This is a genomic window from Pantoea sp. UYEF8, from assembly GCF_040546285.1.
GTDB classification, from domain to species: domain Bacteria; phylum Pseudomonadota; class Gammaproteobacteria; order Enterobacterales; family Enterobacteriaceae; genus Pantoea; species Pantoea brenneri.
On sequence record NZ_JBEPNM010000003.1, the window covers coordinates 76,467 to 91,533 of the forward strand.

Annotated in this window: 11 protein-coding genes and 2 pseudogenes; 9 read left to right on the forward strand and 4 right to left on the reverse strand. The window is 57.3% G+C overall.

The annotated features are described in order from the left end of the window. Positions 1-147 precede the first annotated feature (147 nt). Entirely contained in the window at positions 148-1,692 is a 1,545-nt protein-coding gene (locus ABIB18_RS06695; protein WP_031375489.1) for a methyl-accepting chemotaxis protein, read from the forward strand. Here the strand turns inward: ABIB18_RS06695 and ABIB18_RS06700 are convergent. Next, the gene (locus ABIB18_RS06700) at positions 1,689-2,654 is read right to left on the reverse strand and encodes an AraC family transcriptional regulator (protein ID WP_069728763.1); all 966 of its coding nucleotides are present in this window, start codon (positions 2,652-2,654) and stop codon (positions 1,689-1,691) included. The genes ABIB18_RS06695 and ABIB18_RS06700 overlap by 4 nt on opposite strands. 105 nt (positions 2,655-2,759) lie before the next feature. On the opposite strand from ABIB18_RS06700, the gene ABIB18_RS06705 reads away from it, so the two are divergent. The 5 genes and pseudogenes from ABIB18_RS06705 (at position 2,760) to ABIB18_RS06725 (ending at position 6,472) form a co-directional block, all read left to right on the forward strand. Further along, positions 2,760-3,947, forward strand: coding sequence for an MFS transporter (locus ABIB18_RS06705; protein WP_031375487.1), 1,188 nt, complete (start codon positions 2,760-2,762; stop codon positions 3,945-3,947). A 212-nt stretch (positions 3,948-4,159) separates the two neighbouring features. After that, positions 4,160-4,369: a YdgH/BhsA/McbA family protein gene (locus tag ABIB18_RS06710; protein WP_031375486.1), complete on the forward strand. Its 210-nt coding sequence runs from the start codon at positions 4,160-4,162 to the stop codon at positions 4,367-4,369. A gap of 207 nt (positions 4,370-4,576) precedes the next feature. After that, on the forward strand, positions 4,577-5,629 hold the full coding sequence (gene yncE, locus ABIB18_RS06715; RefSeq protein ID WP_069728765.1) for a 7-bladed beta-propeller protein YncE: 1,053 nt from the start codon (positions 4,577-4,579) through the stop codon (positions 5,627-5,629). A gap of 195 nt (positions 5,630-5,824) precedes the next feature. After that, positions 5,825-6,180 (forward strand): annotated as a pseudogene (locus tag ABIB18_RS06720) (type II toxin-antitoxin system RelE/ParE family toxin). Then, positions 6,173-6,472 (forward strand): helix-turn-helix domain-containing protein, encoded by a 300-nt coding sequence (locus ABIB18_RS06725; protein ID WP_089561283.1) that lies wholly within the window; start codon positions 6,173-6,175, stop codon positions 6,470-6,472. Before ABIB18_RS06720 ends, ABIB18_RS06725 begins: the two are co-directional and overlap by 8 nt. A gap of 47 nt (positions 6,473-6,519) precedes the next feature. Here the strand turns inward: ABIB18_RS06725 and sbmA are convergent, their stop codons facing one another. Continuing rightward, positions 6,520-7,761, reverse strand: coding sequence for a peptide antibiotic transporter SbmA (sbmA, locus tag ABIB18_RS06730; protein ID WP_031375483.1), 1,242 nt, complete (start codon positions 7,759-7,761; stop codon positions 6,520-6,522). Between the two features lie 271 nt (positions 7,762-8,032). On the opposite strand from sbmA, the gene ABIB18_RS06735 reads away from it, so the two are divergent. The 3 genes from ABIB18_RS06735 to ABIB18_RS06745 are packed head-to-tail and all read left to right on the forward strand — an operon-like array spanning position 8,033 to position 11,876. Then, a complete protein-coding gene (locus ABIB18_RS06735) occupies positions 8,033-8,767 on the forward strand; it encodes a gluconate 2-dehydrogenase subunit 3 family protein (RefSeq protein WP_069728767.1) in 735 nt (244 codons plus the stop codon). A 2-nt stretch (positions 8,768-8,769) separates the two neighbouring features. Further along, the gene (locus tag ABIB18_RS06740; protein ID WP_279809641.1) at positions 8,770-10,554 is read left to right on the forward strand and encodes a GMC family oxidoreductase; all 1,785 of its coding nucleotides are present in this window, start codon (positions 8,770-8,772) and stop codon (positions 10,552-10,554) included. An 11-nt stretch (positions 10,555-10,565) separates the two neighbouring features. Further along, the gene (locus ABIB18_RS06745; RefSeq protein ID WP_031377436.1) at positions 10,566-11,876 is read left to right on the forward strand and encodes a c-type cytochrome; all 1,311 of its coding nucleotides are present in this window, start codon (positions 10,566-10,568) and stop codon (positions 11,874-11,876) included. A 51-nt stretch (positions 11,877-11,927) separates the two neighbouring features. On the opposite strand, the pseudogene ABIB18_RS06750 reads toward ABIB18_RS06745, so the two are convergent. Continuing rightward, positions 11,928-13,339 (reverse strand): annotated as a pseudogene (locus ABIB18_RS06750) (MFS transporter). Between the two features lie 179 nt (positions 13,340-13,518). After that, positions 13,519-15,036 carry a p-aminobenzoyl-glutamate transporter gene (abgT, locus tag ABIB18_RS06755; protein ID WP_031377434.1) on the reverse strand — a complete coding sequence of 506 codons (1,518 nt, stop codon included), beginning with the start codon at positions 15,034-15,036 and terminating at the stop codon, positions 13,519-13,521. Positions 15,037-15,067 lie beyond the last annotated feature (31 nt).

The following is a 15,067-nucleotide window of genomic DNA, read 5'->3' on the forward strand; positions in this document are numbered from 1 at the left end:
TTGCCACTAATTTAACGGAAACGCTAAAGAGAGTAGGAAAGCATGCCGAAAACATAAAAAAGGTAATCGTTATTTATTTGCCCAACGCTTCCACGCTGACAACATCACCCCAGCGTGCAGGATAATGGGCCTTCAAGGACTTTTGAGATGCGTAATAACCAGCCCGTTTCCCAGCGTGAATATCTGTTCGACGATCACGCGACCCTGATGTCGACTACCGATCTCAACAGTTACATCACCTATGCTAACGATGCGTTTATTGAGGCGAGCGGCTTCTCTACCGAAGAGATCAACGGCCAGCCACACAATATGGTGCGTCACCCGGATATGCCGGCAGAAGCCTTTGCCGATATGTGGGCCACGCTGAAACAGGGCGAACCCTGGACAGCACTGGTGAAAAACCGCCGTAAAAATGGCGATCATTACTGGGTACGCGCCAATGCCATACCGGTGGTGCGCGACGGGAAGGTGCAGGGCTATATGTCGGTGCGCACCAAACCGGGCGCGGAAGAAGTACGTCAGGCGGAGGCGCTGTATCAGGATTTTCAGGCAGGGCGTACGAAAGGGCGACGCTTTTATAAAGGCCTGGTGGTGCGCAGCGGCTGGCGGCGACCTGCTTCTATCCTGAAAACGCTGCCGCTTCGCTGGCGTATCCGCAGCACCCTGTTGACCTTACTGCCGCTGTCGGTGGCGGGCGTCTGGGCCGCAGGCGTCACGCCGGCGGCACTGGGCGGCTTCACGGTGGGGATGACGGCACTGCTGACGCTGGCCAGCCTGTGGCTGGAGCAGCAGATCTCACGGCCTATCGAGCGGATGTGCAAACAGGCGCTGAGCGTGGCGACCGGTGCCAGCCATAAAGTTGATCAGATGGATCGGGTTGATGAAGTCGGCGTCACGCTGCGCGCCATCGGCCAGCTCGGGTTAATGTTCCGCTGGCTGGTGGATGATGTCAGCGGACAGGCGATAAACGTACTCAGCGCCAGCGACGCCATCGCCCGCAGTAACAACGAGCTGAGTCGCCGCACCGAGCAGGCGGCCGCTAACGTACAGCAAACCGCCGCCACCATGAATGAGATGACCGCGACGGTGAAAAGCAACACCGAAACCGCCCATGAAGTGAATACCCTGTCGTCAGATACCAGCAGCGCGGCGATGAAAGGCGGCGACGTAATGAAAGAGATGATGGAGATGATGGGCGAAATTGCTGACAGTTCAAAGCGCATCGCCAACATCACCAGCGTGATCGACGGTATTGCTTTCCAGACCAATATTCTGGCGCTTAACGCGGCGGTTGAAGCAGCGCGGGCGGGCGAGCAGGGCAAGGGGTTTGCAGTGGTGGCAGGTGAAGTCCGCAGCCTGGCGCAGCGTAGCGCCAAAGCCGCCAGCGAGATTAAAATGCTGGTAGAGACCAGCGCCAGCCGGGTCAGTTCCGGCAATCAGCACGCCAGCGCAGCGGGCCGCACCATGCAGGATATCGTCTCGCAGGTGCAGAACGTCACCACGCTGATTGCACAGATCAGTGCGGCCACCGCTGAACAGGCTACGGCGCTGAGCGAAGTCAGTAGCGCGGTAGAAGATCTGGATGACATCACCCACCAGAACGCTGCCCGGGTAGCCGAAAGCGCCGAAGCTTCCGGCCGCATGACGCATCAGGCCAACCGCCTGGTGGAAGCGATCAGCGTATTTCGCTAAGAGGCCAGCGCCTGGCTGCTGTCGCGTCCGGCACGCAGCGCGCCAGGTGACTGACCGACAATGCGCTTAAAGGCGCGACTAAAAGCCGCAATTGAGCCGTAGCCGAGATGAAAGGCGACGGCTTCCACCGCCTCACCGTTATTCACAATGCGCTGCACCGCCAGCCGCATCCGCAGCTCGGTCAGATAACGCAGCGGCGTCATGCCGGTGGCGTTAAGAAAGCGCTCGGCAAATACCGAACGTGAGCAGCCCGCCACGCGGGCCAGCCGCGCCACCGTCCAGTTCTCGCCCGGTTCGCGGTGCATGGCGGCAATTGCCTGACTGAGCCGCGGATCGCGCATCGCCTGTACCAGTCCGCTGCTTTTACCGCAGCCATTCTCCACCCAGCCACGCACAATCAGCGCCGCTACCACATCCGCCAGACGCGAAAGGATGCCAGCGAAGCCCGCCTGCCGGGTACGCGACTCGCGTTCCATCGCCTCCAGAATCGGCCGGATCTCCGGGTACTGCGACAGCAGGGTACTCACCAGCATCACATCCGGCATGGTATTAATCAGCGGCTGCATGCCGCCGAGTTCAAACGCCATACAGGCGCTGAACAACAGCACGCTGTGTTCGTCGTCACAGGCATCGGCCGGGGCGGTGATGGCGCAGACGCTGTCGCAGATCGGTTTGCTCGCCATATTGGCGACACACTGACACTCCACCTCTTCGCTGGAGATCAGGCTGTGCGGTTTGCCATGCGGCACTAACAGCGCATCGCCACTGTTAAGCTGAAACACCTCGCCTGAGGCGCTGCGCACCTGCAACGTGCCGCGTCCGACAAAGTGAAACTGTGCCCGTCCTGGCGCGTTATCAAAGCGCAATCCGAACGGGGCGCTGACGGCGATGCGCTGATAGTTAACCCCATACAGCCGCATTCCCATCAGCAGTTCACTGGTCAGGTCTTCATAATGGCTCATACGATTCCAGACGAATTATCAAAAATGACGGTGTAAGCATCATAGATCGTCTTGCGGCTGCCCACTATCATCACACTTACTTTTTTTTGCATCCGGAGAAGCAGCATGAGTCTGACAACCGAAGTGGCTGATGAGGTTTCCTCGCCCGCCCGTCCCGCGTGGGGCGCGGTATTTGCAATGGCGTTTGGCGTATTCAGCCTGATCACCGCCGAATTTTTACCGGTCAGTTTACTGACGCCGATGGCTCAGAGTCTTGGCGTCTCCGAAGGTCAGGCGGGTCAGACCGTAACCATTACAGCACTGGTCGCGCTGTTTACCAGCCTGATCACCGCCAGCATCACCCGACGGATTGACCGCCGCATCGTGATGCTGGTGTTTTCGCTGCTGCTGATTGCTTCAGCGCTGATGGTGGCGCTGGCCGGGAACCTGACGACCATCCTGCTGGCGCGCGTGCTGCTGGGCATGGCGATTGGTGGCTTCTGGACGCTGTCGACCGCGATTACCATGCGGCTGGTGCCGGCCGATCAGGTGCCGCGCGCGCTCTCCATCGTCTTTAGCGGTATCTCGCTGGCGACCATTATCGCCACGCCGCTCGGCAGTTATCTCGGTGGGCTGGTCGGCTGGCGCAACATCTTTATGCTGACCGCCGGTCTGGGGGCCGTGGCGCTGTTGTGGCAATTTTTCACCCTGCCCGCGATGCCGGCAGAGAATAAGGCGCGTAGCGGCGGGGTGCTGGATCTGCTGCGGATCGGCGTGATGCGCTGGGGCATGCTGGCCGTCATCATGATGTTTACCGGCCACTTCGCCTTCTTTACCTATCTGCGCCCGTTCCTTGAAGGCGTTGCTCAGCTGAATCTCAATCAGCTATCGCTGGCGCTGCTGGCGTTTGGTGTAGCGAACTTTTTCGGGACTTCGCTGGCTGGCTACCTGGTGACCCGCAGCGTATCGCTGACCCTCAGTGGCATGGCGCTGCTGATGAGCCTCACCGCGCTGCTGCTGGTGAGCTTCGGCGACGTCAGCTGGCTGGTTGGCGTGGGCGTGGCGGTATGGGGCATGGCGTTTGGTTCGATGCCAACCGGCTGGTCAACCTGGATTTCGCGCGCGGTACCGGATGATGCCGAATCAGGCGGGGGTTTACTGGTGGCGACTATCCAGCTGGCGATCACCGTCGGTGCCGCAGCGGGGGGCTGGATGTTTGACCTGCGCGGTGCGGGTGGCGTATTCCTCGCCAGCGGGGTACTGATGCTGCTGGCGGCGCTGACTATCTTCAGCCGGGTGCGGCATCACGGTTAATCGATCAAAGGCAGCCATTTGTGCTGCCTTTTTTATTGACTGTGGATTATTAACCTTTTGAGCAATAACTGTGCGAAATGTGCTTTTCATCATCAGTTTTATTGAAAGAGATAAGCAAAAGTCTCCGCTTTTTACTGATCAAGATTCGGCCTAGTATATCTATCAACAAGGCAACACGCCTTACCTGATAAAACTTAATCGAGGAATTGACCATGAAATCTATCAAAACTTTTGCAGCAGTTATCGCGCTTTCTGTTCTGCCATTCGCCAGCTTTGCCCAGTCTGTGACCGCTGTCGACTCTACGCTGGACGGCGCTGAAGCGAAAATCGCTGCTCAGGCGCAGGAACACGGTGCTTCATATAAAATCACCGAAGCCTACACCAACAACGGCGTTCACATGACCGCTGAGCTGCTGAAATAAGCTGCGCATTCTCCGCTTGTGCTGACAGGACGCCCCCGGGCGTCCTGGCGGCGTTGGTTGCTGACCAATAATAATCCTGTCACTTTCCCACCGAAATAATTATTATTCTCAAAAACATTCTCATCTGATCGCGGGTCAGATGCTTTCTGGTTGCAATGTCGGGCTTTCTTTTCACCGTGTCTGCGGTGGATTTACTATGGAGAAGTTATGAAAGCGATAATCAATACGCGCTGGGCGCTGCGTCCTCTGATGCTGGCGACAGCACTGTTTTCTGCGTCAGGCTTACTGGCGGTGCAGGCAGATGAACTCAACCAGCCGATCGGCAAAGGCGTGTACGAACTGGCCTTCAGCCCGAAAGATAACGCGGTTTTTGTCGCCACGTCACAGAACAGCAACGGAAACGGTGGCACGGTTTTCCGTCTCGATCCCACCACGCTGGCGGTGCAGCAGTCGATTAACAGTGACCTGAAAGCGTTTGGCGCAGCGATCAACCCGCAGACTAACGTGCTTTACGTCGGCAATACCGTTGAGGGTTCACTGACCGCCATTGACGCCAGCAGCGGCAAAGTGCTCAACAGCCTGCTACTCGATGGCCGCAAGCGCAGTGAAACGGTACGTCCGCTGCAGCCGCGTCAGGTGGCCGTCGATGTGAAAACCAATCGCGTTTATGTTACCGGTCTGGGACCGCAGAGCGTGGTCTGGGTGGTGGATGGCAGCACGCTGCAGCTGATCAGTACCGTGCCGAATACCGGCAAAATGGCGACCGGGCTGGCGGTAGATTCAGCGGCGCAGAAAGTTTACGTCACCAATGGCGACGGTGAGCTGGTTACCCTCAACGCCCGCACTAATGCGATTGAGAAGAAGCAGAAGATCGACGGCGATAAAGAGCACTTTTTCCTCAACATTGCGCTGGATACGCGCGGTCAGCGTGCCTTCCTCAGCGATTCGAAGCAGGCTCAGGTGCTGGTGGTCGATTTGCGCACTCAGCAGGTGATCCAGCGAATTGACGTGCCGGAATCACTGGCGGTGCTGTTCAATCAGGATCGCAATGAGCTGTATGTTACTCACCGTAAAGCGGGCGAAGTCAGCATCATTGACGCCAGCAACTACCGCGTGAAACGGAGCGTGAAAACCCCTGGTCTGCCGAACAGCCTCGCTTTGTCCGCCGACGGTAATACGCTCTATGTCAGCGTCAAGCAACCGGGTTCGCGTAAAGCGCCGCCAAAAGATCCCGACAGCGTCATGCGTATTGCCTTGTAAAAGGTGATTGCCACTTACCGGCGCGGGGGCGTCCTTTCACCTCCAGCCTCTGTAAATAATAAAGCCACTCATCAGAGTGGCTTTATTATTTTCAAAGCCGGTTTGCGGTCTGGGAGATCCTTTTGCCCTGGTCGCTCGCGAGACACTTGTCTTTATAGCTTATTCGCTATAAGGATGTTGCGATGTGGGATGTGAATACAACCAGATGTGAATACAACTAATAGATTTGATGAGTGGTTTAAGACTCAGACCGAGGAACTGAAGAGGATATGCTTGCAGCGAGGGTTATCCTGTCTGAGTATGGGCCGCAGTTAGGGAGGCCGTTTGCTGATACCGTAGACGACTCTGATTTTCCGAATATGAAAGAACTAAGAGTGCAGCATCAAGGCAAACCGATACGAGCCTTCTTTGCTTTTGACCCTTCTCGCCGCGGCATTGTGTTGTGTGCAGGCGATAAAACCGGGGTTAAGGAAAAGAAATTCTATAAAGACATGATCAAACTGGCAGATGCTGAATTCTGTAAGTACCTGAATGGAGGGGATAATGGCTAATTTAAAAGAGCTGATGGCAAAACAAAGCTCGGAAAGTCGCGAGCGCATTGCCGAAAAAGTTGATGCAATGCGGCAGGTTGTCGCGCTAAACATGTTGCGGGAAGAACTCAACCTTTCACAGACAGAGATGGCACACGCAATGGGTGTGAAACAGCCCACTATCGCCAGAATGGAACAGGCTGATAACGATCCCCGCCTTTCTACGCTGAAGCGTTATGTTACCGCTCTGGGAGGCGAGATAAGTATCGATGTCAAATTGCCGACAGGCAAAAGAATAGCGTTTGATCTGTGATTAAAAAAAAGAAGCCACATTATTGCGGCTTCTCTCTTTCCAGCCCGTTATACCTCTTCTGACGCTTCGCGCATCATCTCATCGTGCGGGATATCATCCAGAATCTGCTCAAAGCTGCGCAGACGTTTGTAGATCGACATCAGTTCAACCAGCGTTGACCATGAAGCGATCAGGTACTGGAATGAACCACGCACCTGGTCAAATACGTTTGTAATCTGGTTCAGCAGGCCCAGCGTGATGGTGCCGGCCACAATCGACGGAAACAGCAGGAACAGGCCAAACACATTATCCACCTGCAGATAGAGAATGCGGGTGATGTTGAAGTAGAGATAGTGAAAGTAGAGACGGAAGTAGTTGAACCGTACCCGACCGAACAGCTCCTGCACCGTCTGTGGCCGGGCGCGGTCAGCATTATCCTCGCCATACACCAGCTCTTTTCGGTAAGCCGCTTCCACCCGCTGATTACGAAACTCCAGGCCGGGTAATTTAATGCCGACTATCGCCAGTAAACCGGTGCCGAATACCGACCACAGCACGGCGGCAATCACCAGCGCATACGGAATATTGCCAAGGAACGGCACATCTTTGACATGGTGCGACAGCGCCACCAGCACCGGCAAAAAGGCCACTAAGGTCATGATCGCCTGAATAAAACTGACGCCCCAGTCTTCCAGCGTAGAGGCAAACCGCATGGTGTCTTCCTGCACACGTTGCGCGGCGCCTTCGACATGACGCAGTCGCTGCCAGTTATGCATATAGTAGTTGTTCATGGCGGTACGCCAGCGGAAAACCCAGTGGCTGATAAAGAACGAATTGAGCACGCCAATCACTACCGCGATCAACGCGATGCCGAGAAAAGCACGCACTTCGTGATAAAACTCAACGATCTGCACCGATCCTGCTTTCGTCAGCGCCTTCTGAATTAAGTCATAAAACGGACCATACCAGGCGTTGACCGCCACGCCGACCTGCACACCAAACCAGGTGACAAAAATAATCAGCGCCGATCCCCAGACTGACCAGCGCTGCCACGGATGATTGTCAATCAGCCGCCAGGCGAGGGCAAAAACGGCCACCATTATCCAGTAGTAGAGATAAAACCACAGCTGGCTGGCGGCAATAAACCGCGCGGCACTGGTGGGTAATGGCTGTTTCATCGCTGCGTCGAGGGTGGGCCACATGCCGGGCAGATGCGCGGCAAAGCCAAACCAGGCAAAAATCGCTAATAAGCTCCAGAGGGCCGCTGAGCTGAAAAACAGCGCTGGCCGCGGGAAAAAAGACTTAAACATAGGCACTCCGCTGTTGTGTGTTGCCTGTTATAACGTTTTGCCTGCCTGATGTCTGTAGTCTGTTGTTTCTGCTGATGACAGCCGGGGTGGATGTTAATGAAATTGTGCGGTTTTGTTTCCAGGAACTAAATCTTTATCGACAGTGGTGTTACACTAGCGCGCATTGTTACCGGTAACAATGAAGCTGTAACCCTTAATCCGCTAATAAAAATCATAACAACGCAACCATTTACCCTTTCATACCGCCGACTGGCGGGAATGAGGCAATGTCATGTCAGAACAAAAAAAGGGTCATTCACGCAGGGATTTTTTGCTGAAGACTATCACCCTGGCGCCAGCAATGGCGGTAGGCAGTACGGCGATGGGCGCACTGTCGCTGCCGCTGGCGGCACAGGCGGCTGAGACCCCGGCCGCGCCCCAGCAGGCGCGTGACTACCAGCCCGCCTGGTTCACCGCCGAAGAGTTCGCGTTTATCTCCGCCGCGGTTGCACGCCTGATCCCGCGCGATGAGCGCGGCCCTGGCGCGCTGGAAGCCGGCGTGCCGGAGTTCATTGATCGCCAGATGAATACCCCATATGCCACCGGCTCTAACTGGTATATGCAGGGACCGTTTAATCCCGACCTGCCAAAAGAGCTGGGCTATCAGCTGCCGCTGGTGCCGCAGCAGATTTACCGCCTGGGCATTGCCGATGCCGATGGCTACAGCAAACAGCAACATGGCAAGGTGTTTGCGCAGCTGAGCGGCGAGCAGCAGGATGCTTTACTGCAGGCGATGGAGAGTGGCAACGCTGAATTCAGCCAGTTGCCGGCCAAAACCTTCTTTGCGTTTCTGCTGCAAAACACCCGCGAAGGCTTCTTCAGCGATCCTATCCACGGCGGTAATCAGGGAATGGTGGGCTGGAAGCTGATCAACTTCCCTGGCGCACGCGCCGACTTTATGGACTGGGTAGAGCGCGGCGAACGTTATCCGTTCCCGTCAGTGTCGATTCGCGGGGAGAGAGCGTAAGCATGGCAAACGAAATGAAAAAAGTGGATGCGGTGATCGTCGGTTTCGGCTGGGCAGGCGCGATCATGGCGAAAGAGTTGACCGAAGCGGGTCTCAACGTGCTGGCGCTGGAACGCGGACCGCATCGCGATACCTATCCTGACGGCTCTTACCCGCAGTCAATTGATGAGCTGACCTACAACGTCCGCAAAAAACTGTTCCAGGATCTCTCTAAAAGCACCGTCACCATTCGTCATGATGCTTCGCAGACCGCGGTACCTTATCGCCAGCTGGCCGCGTTTCTGCCGGGCACCGGCACCGGCGGCGCGGGTCTGCACTGGTCTGGCGTCCATTTCCGCGTCGATCCGATTGAACTGCGGATGCGCAGCCATTACGAAGAGCGTTACGGCAAGAACTTCATTCCGCAGGGCATGACGATTCAGGACTTTGGCGTCAGCTATGACGAACTGGAGCCGTTCTTCGACAAGGCGGAAAAGGTGTTTGGTACCTCAGGCAGCGCCTGGAGCATCAAAGGTAAGGTGGTGGGGAAAGACAAGGGCGGTAACCCGTTTGCGCCCGATCGTTCAGATAACTTCCCGCTGCCCGCGCAGAAGCGCACTTATTCAGCGCAGCTGTTCGCCCAGGCAGCAGAGTCGGTGGGCTATCACCCTTACGATCTGCCGTCCGCTAACACCTCCGGCCCGTACACTAATCCCTACGGCGCACAGATGGGCCCGTGCAACTTCTGCGGTTTCTGCAGTGGTTATGCCTGCTACATGTACTCCAAGGCGTCGCCAAACGTCAATATTCTGCCTGCGCTGCGTCAGGAACCGAAGTTTGAGCTGCGCAACAACGCCTACGTGCTGCGGGTTAACCTCAGCGACGACAAAAAGCGCGCCACCGGCGTGACCTATGTTGATGGTCAGGGCCGCGAGCAGATTCAGCCTGCAGATCTGGTGATCCTCTCCGCCTTCCAGTTCCACAACGTGCACCTGATGCTGCTGTCGGGCATTGGCAAACCTTACAACCCGATCACCAACGAAGGCACCGTCGGCCGTAACTTCGCCTATCAGAACCTCTCGACGCTGAAGGCGCTGTTCGACAAAAACACCACCACCAACCCATTTATCGGTGCGGGTGGCGCGGGCGTCGGGATTGATGATTTCAATGCCGATAACTTCGATCACGGTCCGCACGGCTTTGTCGGGGGATCGCCATTCTGGGTTAACCAGGCGGGCACCAAACCGATCTCTGGCCTGCCGGTGCCGGCGGGTACGCCGAACTGGGGCAGCCAGTGGAAAGCCGCAGTGGCCGACACCTATACCCATCACCTGTCGATGGATGCCCATGGTGCGCACCAGTCCTATCGCGCTAACTACCTTGATCTCGATCCGAACTACAAAGATGCCTACGGCCAGCCTCTGCTGCGTATGACCTTTGACTGGCAGGAGAACGACATCAAAATGGCGCAGTTCATGGTCGGCAAGATGCATAAAATCGCCGAAGCCATGAACCCGAAAATGATCATTGGCGGCGCGAAAAAGCCGGGCAGCCATTTCGATTCGACCGTTTATCAGACCACCCACATCAGTGGTGGGGCGATCATGGGCGACGATCCGAAAACCAGCGCGGTAAACCGCTATCTGCAGAGCTGGGATGTGCCGAATGTGTTTGTGCCAGGCGCTTCCGCCTTCCCGCAGGGACTGGGCTACAACCCGACCGGCATGGTGGCGGCGCTGACGTACTGGTCAGCTAAAGCGATTCGTGAGCAGTACCTGAAGAACCCAGGTCCACTGGTGCAGGCATAAGGAACATGGCGATGAAAAATGGCATTCTGGCCCTGATTTTGGGCACCCTGACCTTCGCCGCGCTGGCGGACGACAACCGTGACGAGCTGGTGAAACGGGGCGAGTATCTGGCGCGGGCCGGTGACTGTGTTGCCTGTCACACCGCGAAAGACGGCGCGGCGTTTGCTGGCGGCCTGCCGATGGCTACGCCGATTGGCACCATCTATTCCACCAACATCACGCCCGATCCGGCAACCGGCATTGGCGACTACAGCTACGACGACTTCCAGAAGGCGGTTCGTCATGGCGTGGCGAAAAATGGCGATACGCTCTATCCGGCGATGCCGTTTCCCTCTTACGCGGTGGTCAGCGATGAGGACATGAAGGCGCTTTATGCTTACTTCATGCACGGCGTGGCGGCGGTGAAGCAACCGAATAAAGAGAGCGACATTCCGTGGCCGCTGTCGATGCGCTGGCCGCTGGCGATCTGGCGTACGGTGTTTGCTCCTGAGGTTAAGGCGTTCCAGCCTGCCGCACAGGAAGATCCGGTGCTGGCGCGCGGCCGCTACCTGGTGGAAGGTCTGGGCCACTGTGGCGCCTGCCACACGCCGCGCAGCGTCACCATGCAGGAGAAGGCGCTGACCAACCAGGAAGGCAGTGACTATCTGGCTGGCAGCAGCGCGCCGATTGATGGCTGGACCGCCAGCAACCTGCGCGGCGATAACCGCGATGGGCTGGGCCGCTGGAGTGAAGACGATCTGCGACAGTTCCTGCGCTATGGCCGCAACGATCAGACCGCCGCATTTGGTGGCATGACCGAGGTGGTTGAGCACAGTCTGCAGCATCTGAGCGACGCCGATATCACCGCCATTGCGCGTTATCTGAAGTCGCTCGGCGCGAAAGATCCGCATCAGACGGTGTTCAGCGTCGATGACGCCACCGCCAAAGCGTTGTGGAAAGGTGACGACAGTGCGACCGGCGCAGCCACCTATGTTGACAGCTGTGCCGCCTGCCATAAAACCGACGGCAGTGGCTATCAGCGCTTCTTCCCGGCGCTGCGTGGCAACCCGGTGGTGCAGGCCGATGATCCGACCTCGCTGATCCATATCGTGCTGGTGGGCGGACAGTTGCCTGGCGTACAGGGCGCGCCGTCGACCATCACCATGCCGGCGTTTGGCTGGCGTCTGAACGATCAGCAGGTTGCCGATGTGGTCAACTTCGTGCGTAACAGCTGGGGCAACAAGGCGTCTGAACCGGTCAGCGCGAAGCAGGTCGCTGCGCTGCGTAAAGATGAGAAAGATCGGCTGGGCAGCGCCGATATCCGGGTGCTGGAAGGTCAGTAATCTGCCATAAAGCGGGCCGGTCCCCTGGCGGTGCCGGCCGCTTCTTTTCTGCTAAATATTCTCCAGATCGATGCCGCGGGTTTTCGGCCCGTAAAAGCCCACCGACAGCATCACGATCACCATGCTCAGGACGATAAAGGCGATCACGCCTGGCGTACCGGCGTACTGCAAAATTACCCCGATCAGAATACTGCTGAATACCGTAGAGAGACGGCTGAACGAATAGCAGAAGCCCACGGCGCGGGCGCGAATATGGGTCGGGAAAATCTCGGTCTGATAGGCGTGATAGCTGAAGGTCAGCCAGGCGTTAGACCAGGTGATCAGGAAACCACAGGCGATCAACAACAGCGGATTGGTCTGGAAGGCGAACAGCGTACCGAACACCACGGTCATCAGCGACGACAGAACGATCTGCCATTTATTCTCCAGCTTATCCGCGTAGCGGCTACAGATCAGCGAACCAAGCGGGTAGGCCAGGGTGATAAAAAGGCATACAGCAAACTGTGGGTCACCGTGGTGCCGCTGCCCGACAGCAGTGCAGGCAGCCAGTTACCGAAACCAAAAAAGCCGATCGCCTGGAAGAAGTTCATTACCACCAGCATCAGGGTGCGCTGGCGCCTGGCCGGTGACCAGATCTCCCGGAAACTGCCCCGTTTTGGCAACTGTGCAGCGGCGTCATCGGGGGGAAAGGGTGCGCCAGGCGTCAGGCCGCAGCGTTGTTCCATGGTGGATAATACCTGATGTGCCTGCTGATGACGGCCCTGCTGCGCCAGCCAGCGCGCCGATTCGGGCAGGTTCTTACGGATAAACCAGATCACCAGCGAACAGACGGCACCGGCGATTACCACCCAGCGCCAGCCTTCAAGGTTCAGCAGCGTTTGTGGCACCAGCCACCACGACATCAGGGCCACGCTGGGCACCGACAGAAACTGCACAAAAAAGGAGAAGGCGAACGCCCGGCTGCGGAGGTGGCTGGGAACCCACTCCGACAGATAGGTATCGATAGTCACCAGTTCGACCCCGAGGCCAATACCGACCAGCAGGCGAAACAGGATAATCATCTCCGCGCTCTGCTGAAACGCCATCAGCAGTGAAAACAGGCCGTACCACAGCAGCGCGCACATAAAGGTCAGACGGCGGCCAAACCGGTCGGCATAAGGGGCCAGCAGGCTGGCACCAATAAACAGACCAAGAAAGGTGGCGGAAGCAAACGCCGCCTGATCGGAAAACCCGAACACGCCAGCGCCGCCGGTGTGAAACAGTCCGGCCGCCAGCAGGCCGGAGCTGATATAGCCGGTTTCAAACAGATCGTAGAGTTCGAAAAAGCCGCCCAGCGCCAGCAGCGTGATAAACCGCCATAATCCGGCGGAGGAGGGCAGCGCATCAATGCGGCCGGCTAAGCTGGAACGGGCAGCCGCTGCGGTGGCAATCGGCGTAATCCCGGTGGTACAGGTGGTTGTCATGTCAGGCTAAACCTCGGGCAGTGTTTGCAGGTGTCGCAGGGCTGATGCTTATTAAAATAGTTAACCCTTAGCACGCGAAGAAATAGCAGAATAATCAATTCGCCTGCGGTTGCCGAGAGGGATGATGGTGAGTTTTTAGCAACGTACGTTGCACTTTTCGCCGTCCGTGGCGTTGTGCCTTACGGCAGATGTGGCCAGACGCCCGGACCGATCGGCAGTCCCAGCCAGTACCACACCACCAGCAGCGCTATCCAGCTGATAAAAAACACCAGCGGGTAGGGAAAGATCAACACGTAATAGGTGCCGAGCTGCGCATCTTTCTGGTATCGCTGCAAAAAGGCGAGAAACAGCGGCAGGAACGGCGACATCGGCGCCAGCGGCAGCACCGCTGAATCAGCAATACGGAAAATCATCTGCGCAAAGGCGGGATGAAAGCCGAGCAGCATAAACATCGGCACAAACACCGGGGCCAGAATTGACCAGATCGCCGAGCCGCTGGCGATAAACATACAGAGAAACGCCGACAGGAACATCAGTCCGAGAAACGCCGGCGCGCCGCTGATACCCGCGCTTTCCAGCACATCTGTCAGGCCAATCGCCATAAACTTGCCCATGTTGCTCCAGTTAAAGAACGCCACGAACTGCGACAGCGGAAACACCATCACGATAAAGCCCGCCATCCCTTTCATCGGATCAACCAGCAGCTGCGGAATATCGTCCGGGCGGCGGATCTGGCGGGTGACCACGCCGTAGGCAATCGCCACCACAAAGAAGAACAGGATGATGATCGGTACGATACCCTGAATAAACGGCGAGGGAATGATGGCCCCGCTGGTGGGATTACGCAGCGGGGCATTCTCCGGCACCACCAGCAGTGCCATCAGGGCGATAAACAGCAGCGCAGCAATCCCGGCGGCCCGCAGGCCACGGTTCTCCAGCGGCGTGAGCGGGGCCAGCCTTTCACCGTTGCCCTGCCACTGTGGTAGGCGCGGCTCGACAAATTTATCGGTCAGCAGCGCCCCGACAAAGGTCAGGACAATCACCGAGGTCGCCATAAAAAACCAGTTATCGATGACGCTGACGTGCACCGTATCGCTGACCGCTTTGGCCGCTTCGGTACTGATGCCGGAGAGCAGCACGTCAGTGGTGACGATCAGCAGATTGGCAGTAAAACCCGACGCCACCCCAGCAATCGCCGCCAGCAGTCCCGCTACCGGGTGACGGCCGACTGCCAGGAAGATCAGCGCACCGAGCGGCGGCATCACCACCAGCGCCGCATCCGACGAGATATGGCTGAAGAAGGCAATAAACAGCACCATGTAACTGGCGTAGCGACGGCTGACGCGCGACGCCATCTTCACCATCAGCGACTGCAACAGGCCGACTTTTTCCGCCAGACCTGCCCCAATCACCAGCGCCAGAATCGATCCCAGCGGAGTAAAGCTGCTGAAGTTCTTGATGATATTCGGCAGGATCCACTGAATACCGGCGACGCTCAGCAGGTTATTTACCCGCACCATTTCGCCGTTGCTGGGATTTTTTACCGCCAGATCCAGCGCACTGATAATGGCGGTGGCCACCATCAGCACCACAATCAAATAGACAAACAGTAAAAACGGATTGGGGACTTTATTTCCCACCCGCTCAACCCAGCTAAAAAGTCGTCCAGGGCTGCGGTTCTCTGATGTTGCTTCCATAGTTTCTGGTCTCGTCTTGTGTCCCGTCATC

What these genes read in the sequence shown, in the direction of transcription:
- yncE (WP_069728765.1), top strand. Translation starts at nt 4,577, where the DNA reads ATGAAAGCGATAATCAATACGCGCTGGGCGCTGCGTCCTCTGATGCTG.
- ABIB18_RS06705 (WP_031375487.1), top strand. Translation starts at nt 2,760, where the DNA reads ATGAGTCTGACAACCGAAGTGGCTGATGAGGTTTCCTCGCCCGCCCGT.
- ABIB18_RS06710 (WP_031375486.1), top strand. Translation starts at nt 4,160, where the DNA reads ATGAAATCTATCAAAACTTTTGCAGCAGTTATCGCGCTTTCTGTTCTG.
- sbmA (WP_031375483.1), bottom strand. Translation starts at nt 7,761, where the DNA reads ATGTTTAAGTCTTTTTTCCCGCGGCCAGCGCTGTTTTTCAGCTCAGCG.
- ABIB18_RS06745 (WP_031377436.1), top strand. Translation starts at nt 10,566, where the DNA reads ATGAAAAATGGCATTCTGGCCCTGATTTTGGGCACCCTGACCTTCGCC.
- ABIB18_RS06735 (WP_069728767.1), top strand. Translation starts at nt 8,033, where the DNA reads ATGTCAGAACAAAAAAAGGGTCATTCACGCAGGGATTTTTTGCTGAAG.
- abgT (WP_031377434.1), bottom strand. Translation starts at nt 15,036, where the DNA reads ATGGAAGCAACATCAGAGAACCGCAGCCCTGGACGACTTTTTAGCTGG.
- ABIB18_RS06740 (WP_279809641.1), top strand. Translation starts at nt 8,770, where the DNA reads ATGGCAAACGAAATGAAAAAAGTGGATGCGGTGATCGTCGGTTTCGGC.
- ABIB18_RS06695 (WP_031375489.1), top strand. Translation starts at nt 148, where the DNA reads ATGCGTAATAACCAGCCCGTTTCCCAGCGTGAATATCTGTTCGACGAT.
- ABIB18_RS06700 (WP_069728763.1), bottom strand. Translation starts at nt 2,654, where the DNA reads ATGAGCCATTATGAAGACCTGACCAGTGAACTGCTGATGGGAATGCGG.
- ABIB18_RS06725 (WP_089561283.1), top strand. Translation starts at nt 6,173, where the DNA reads ATGGCTAATTTAAAAGAGCTGATGGCAAAACAAAGCTCGGAAAGTCGC.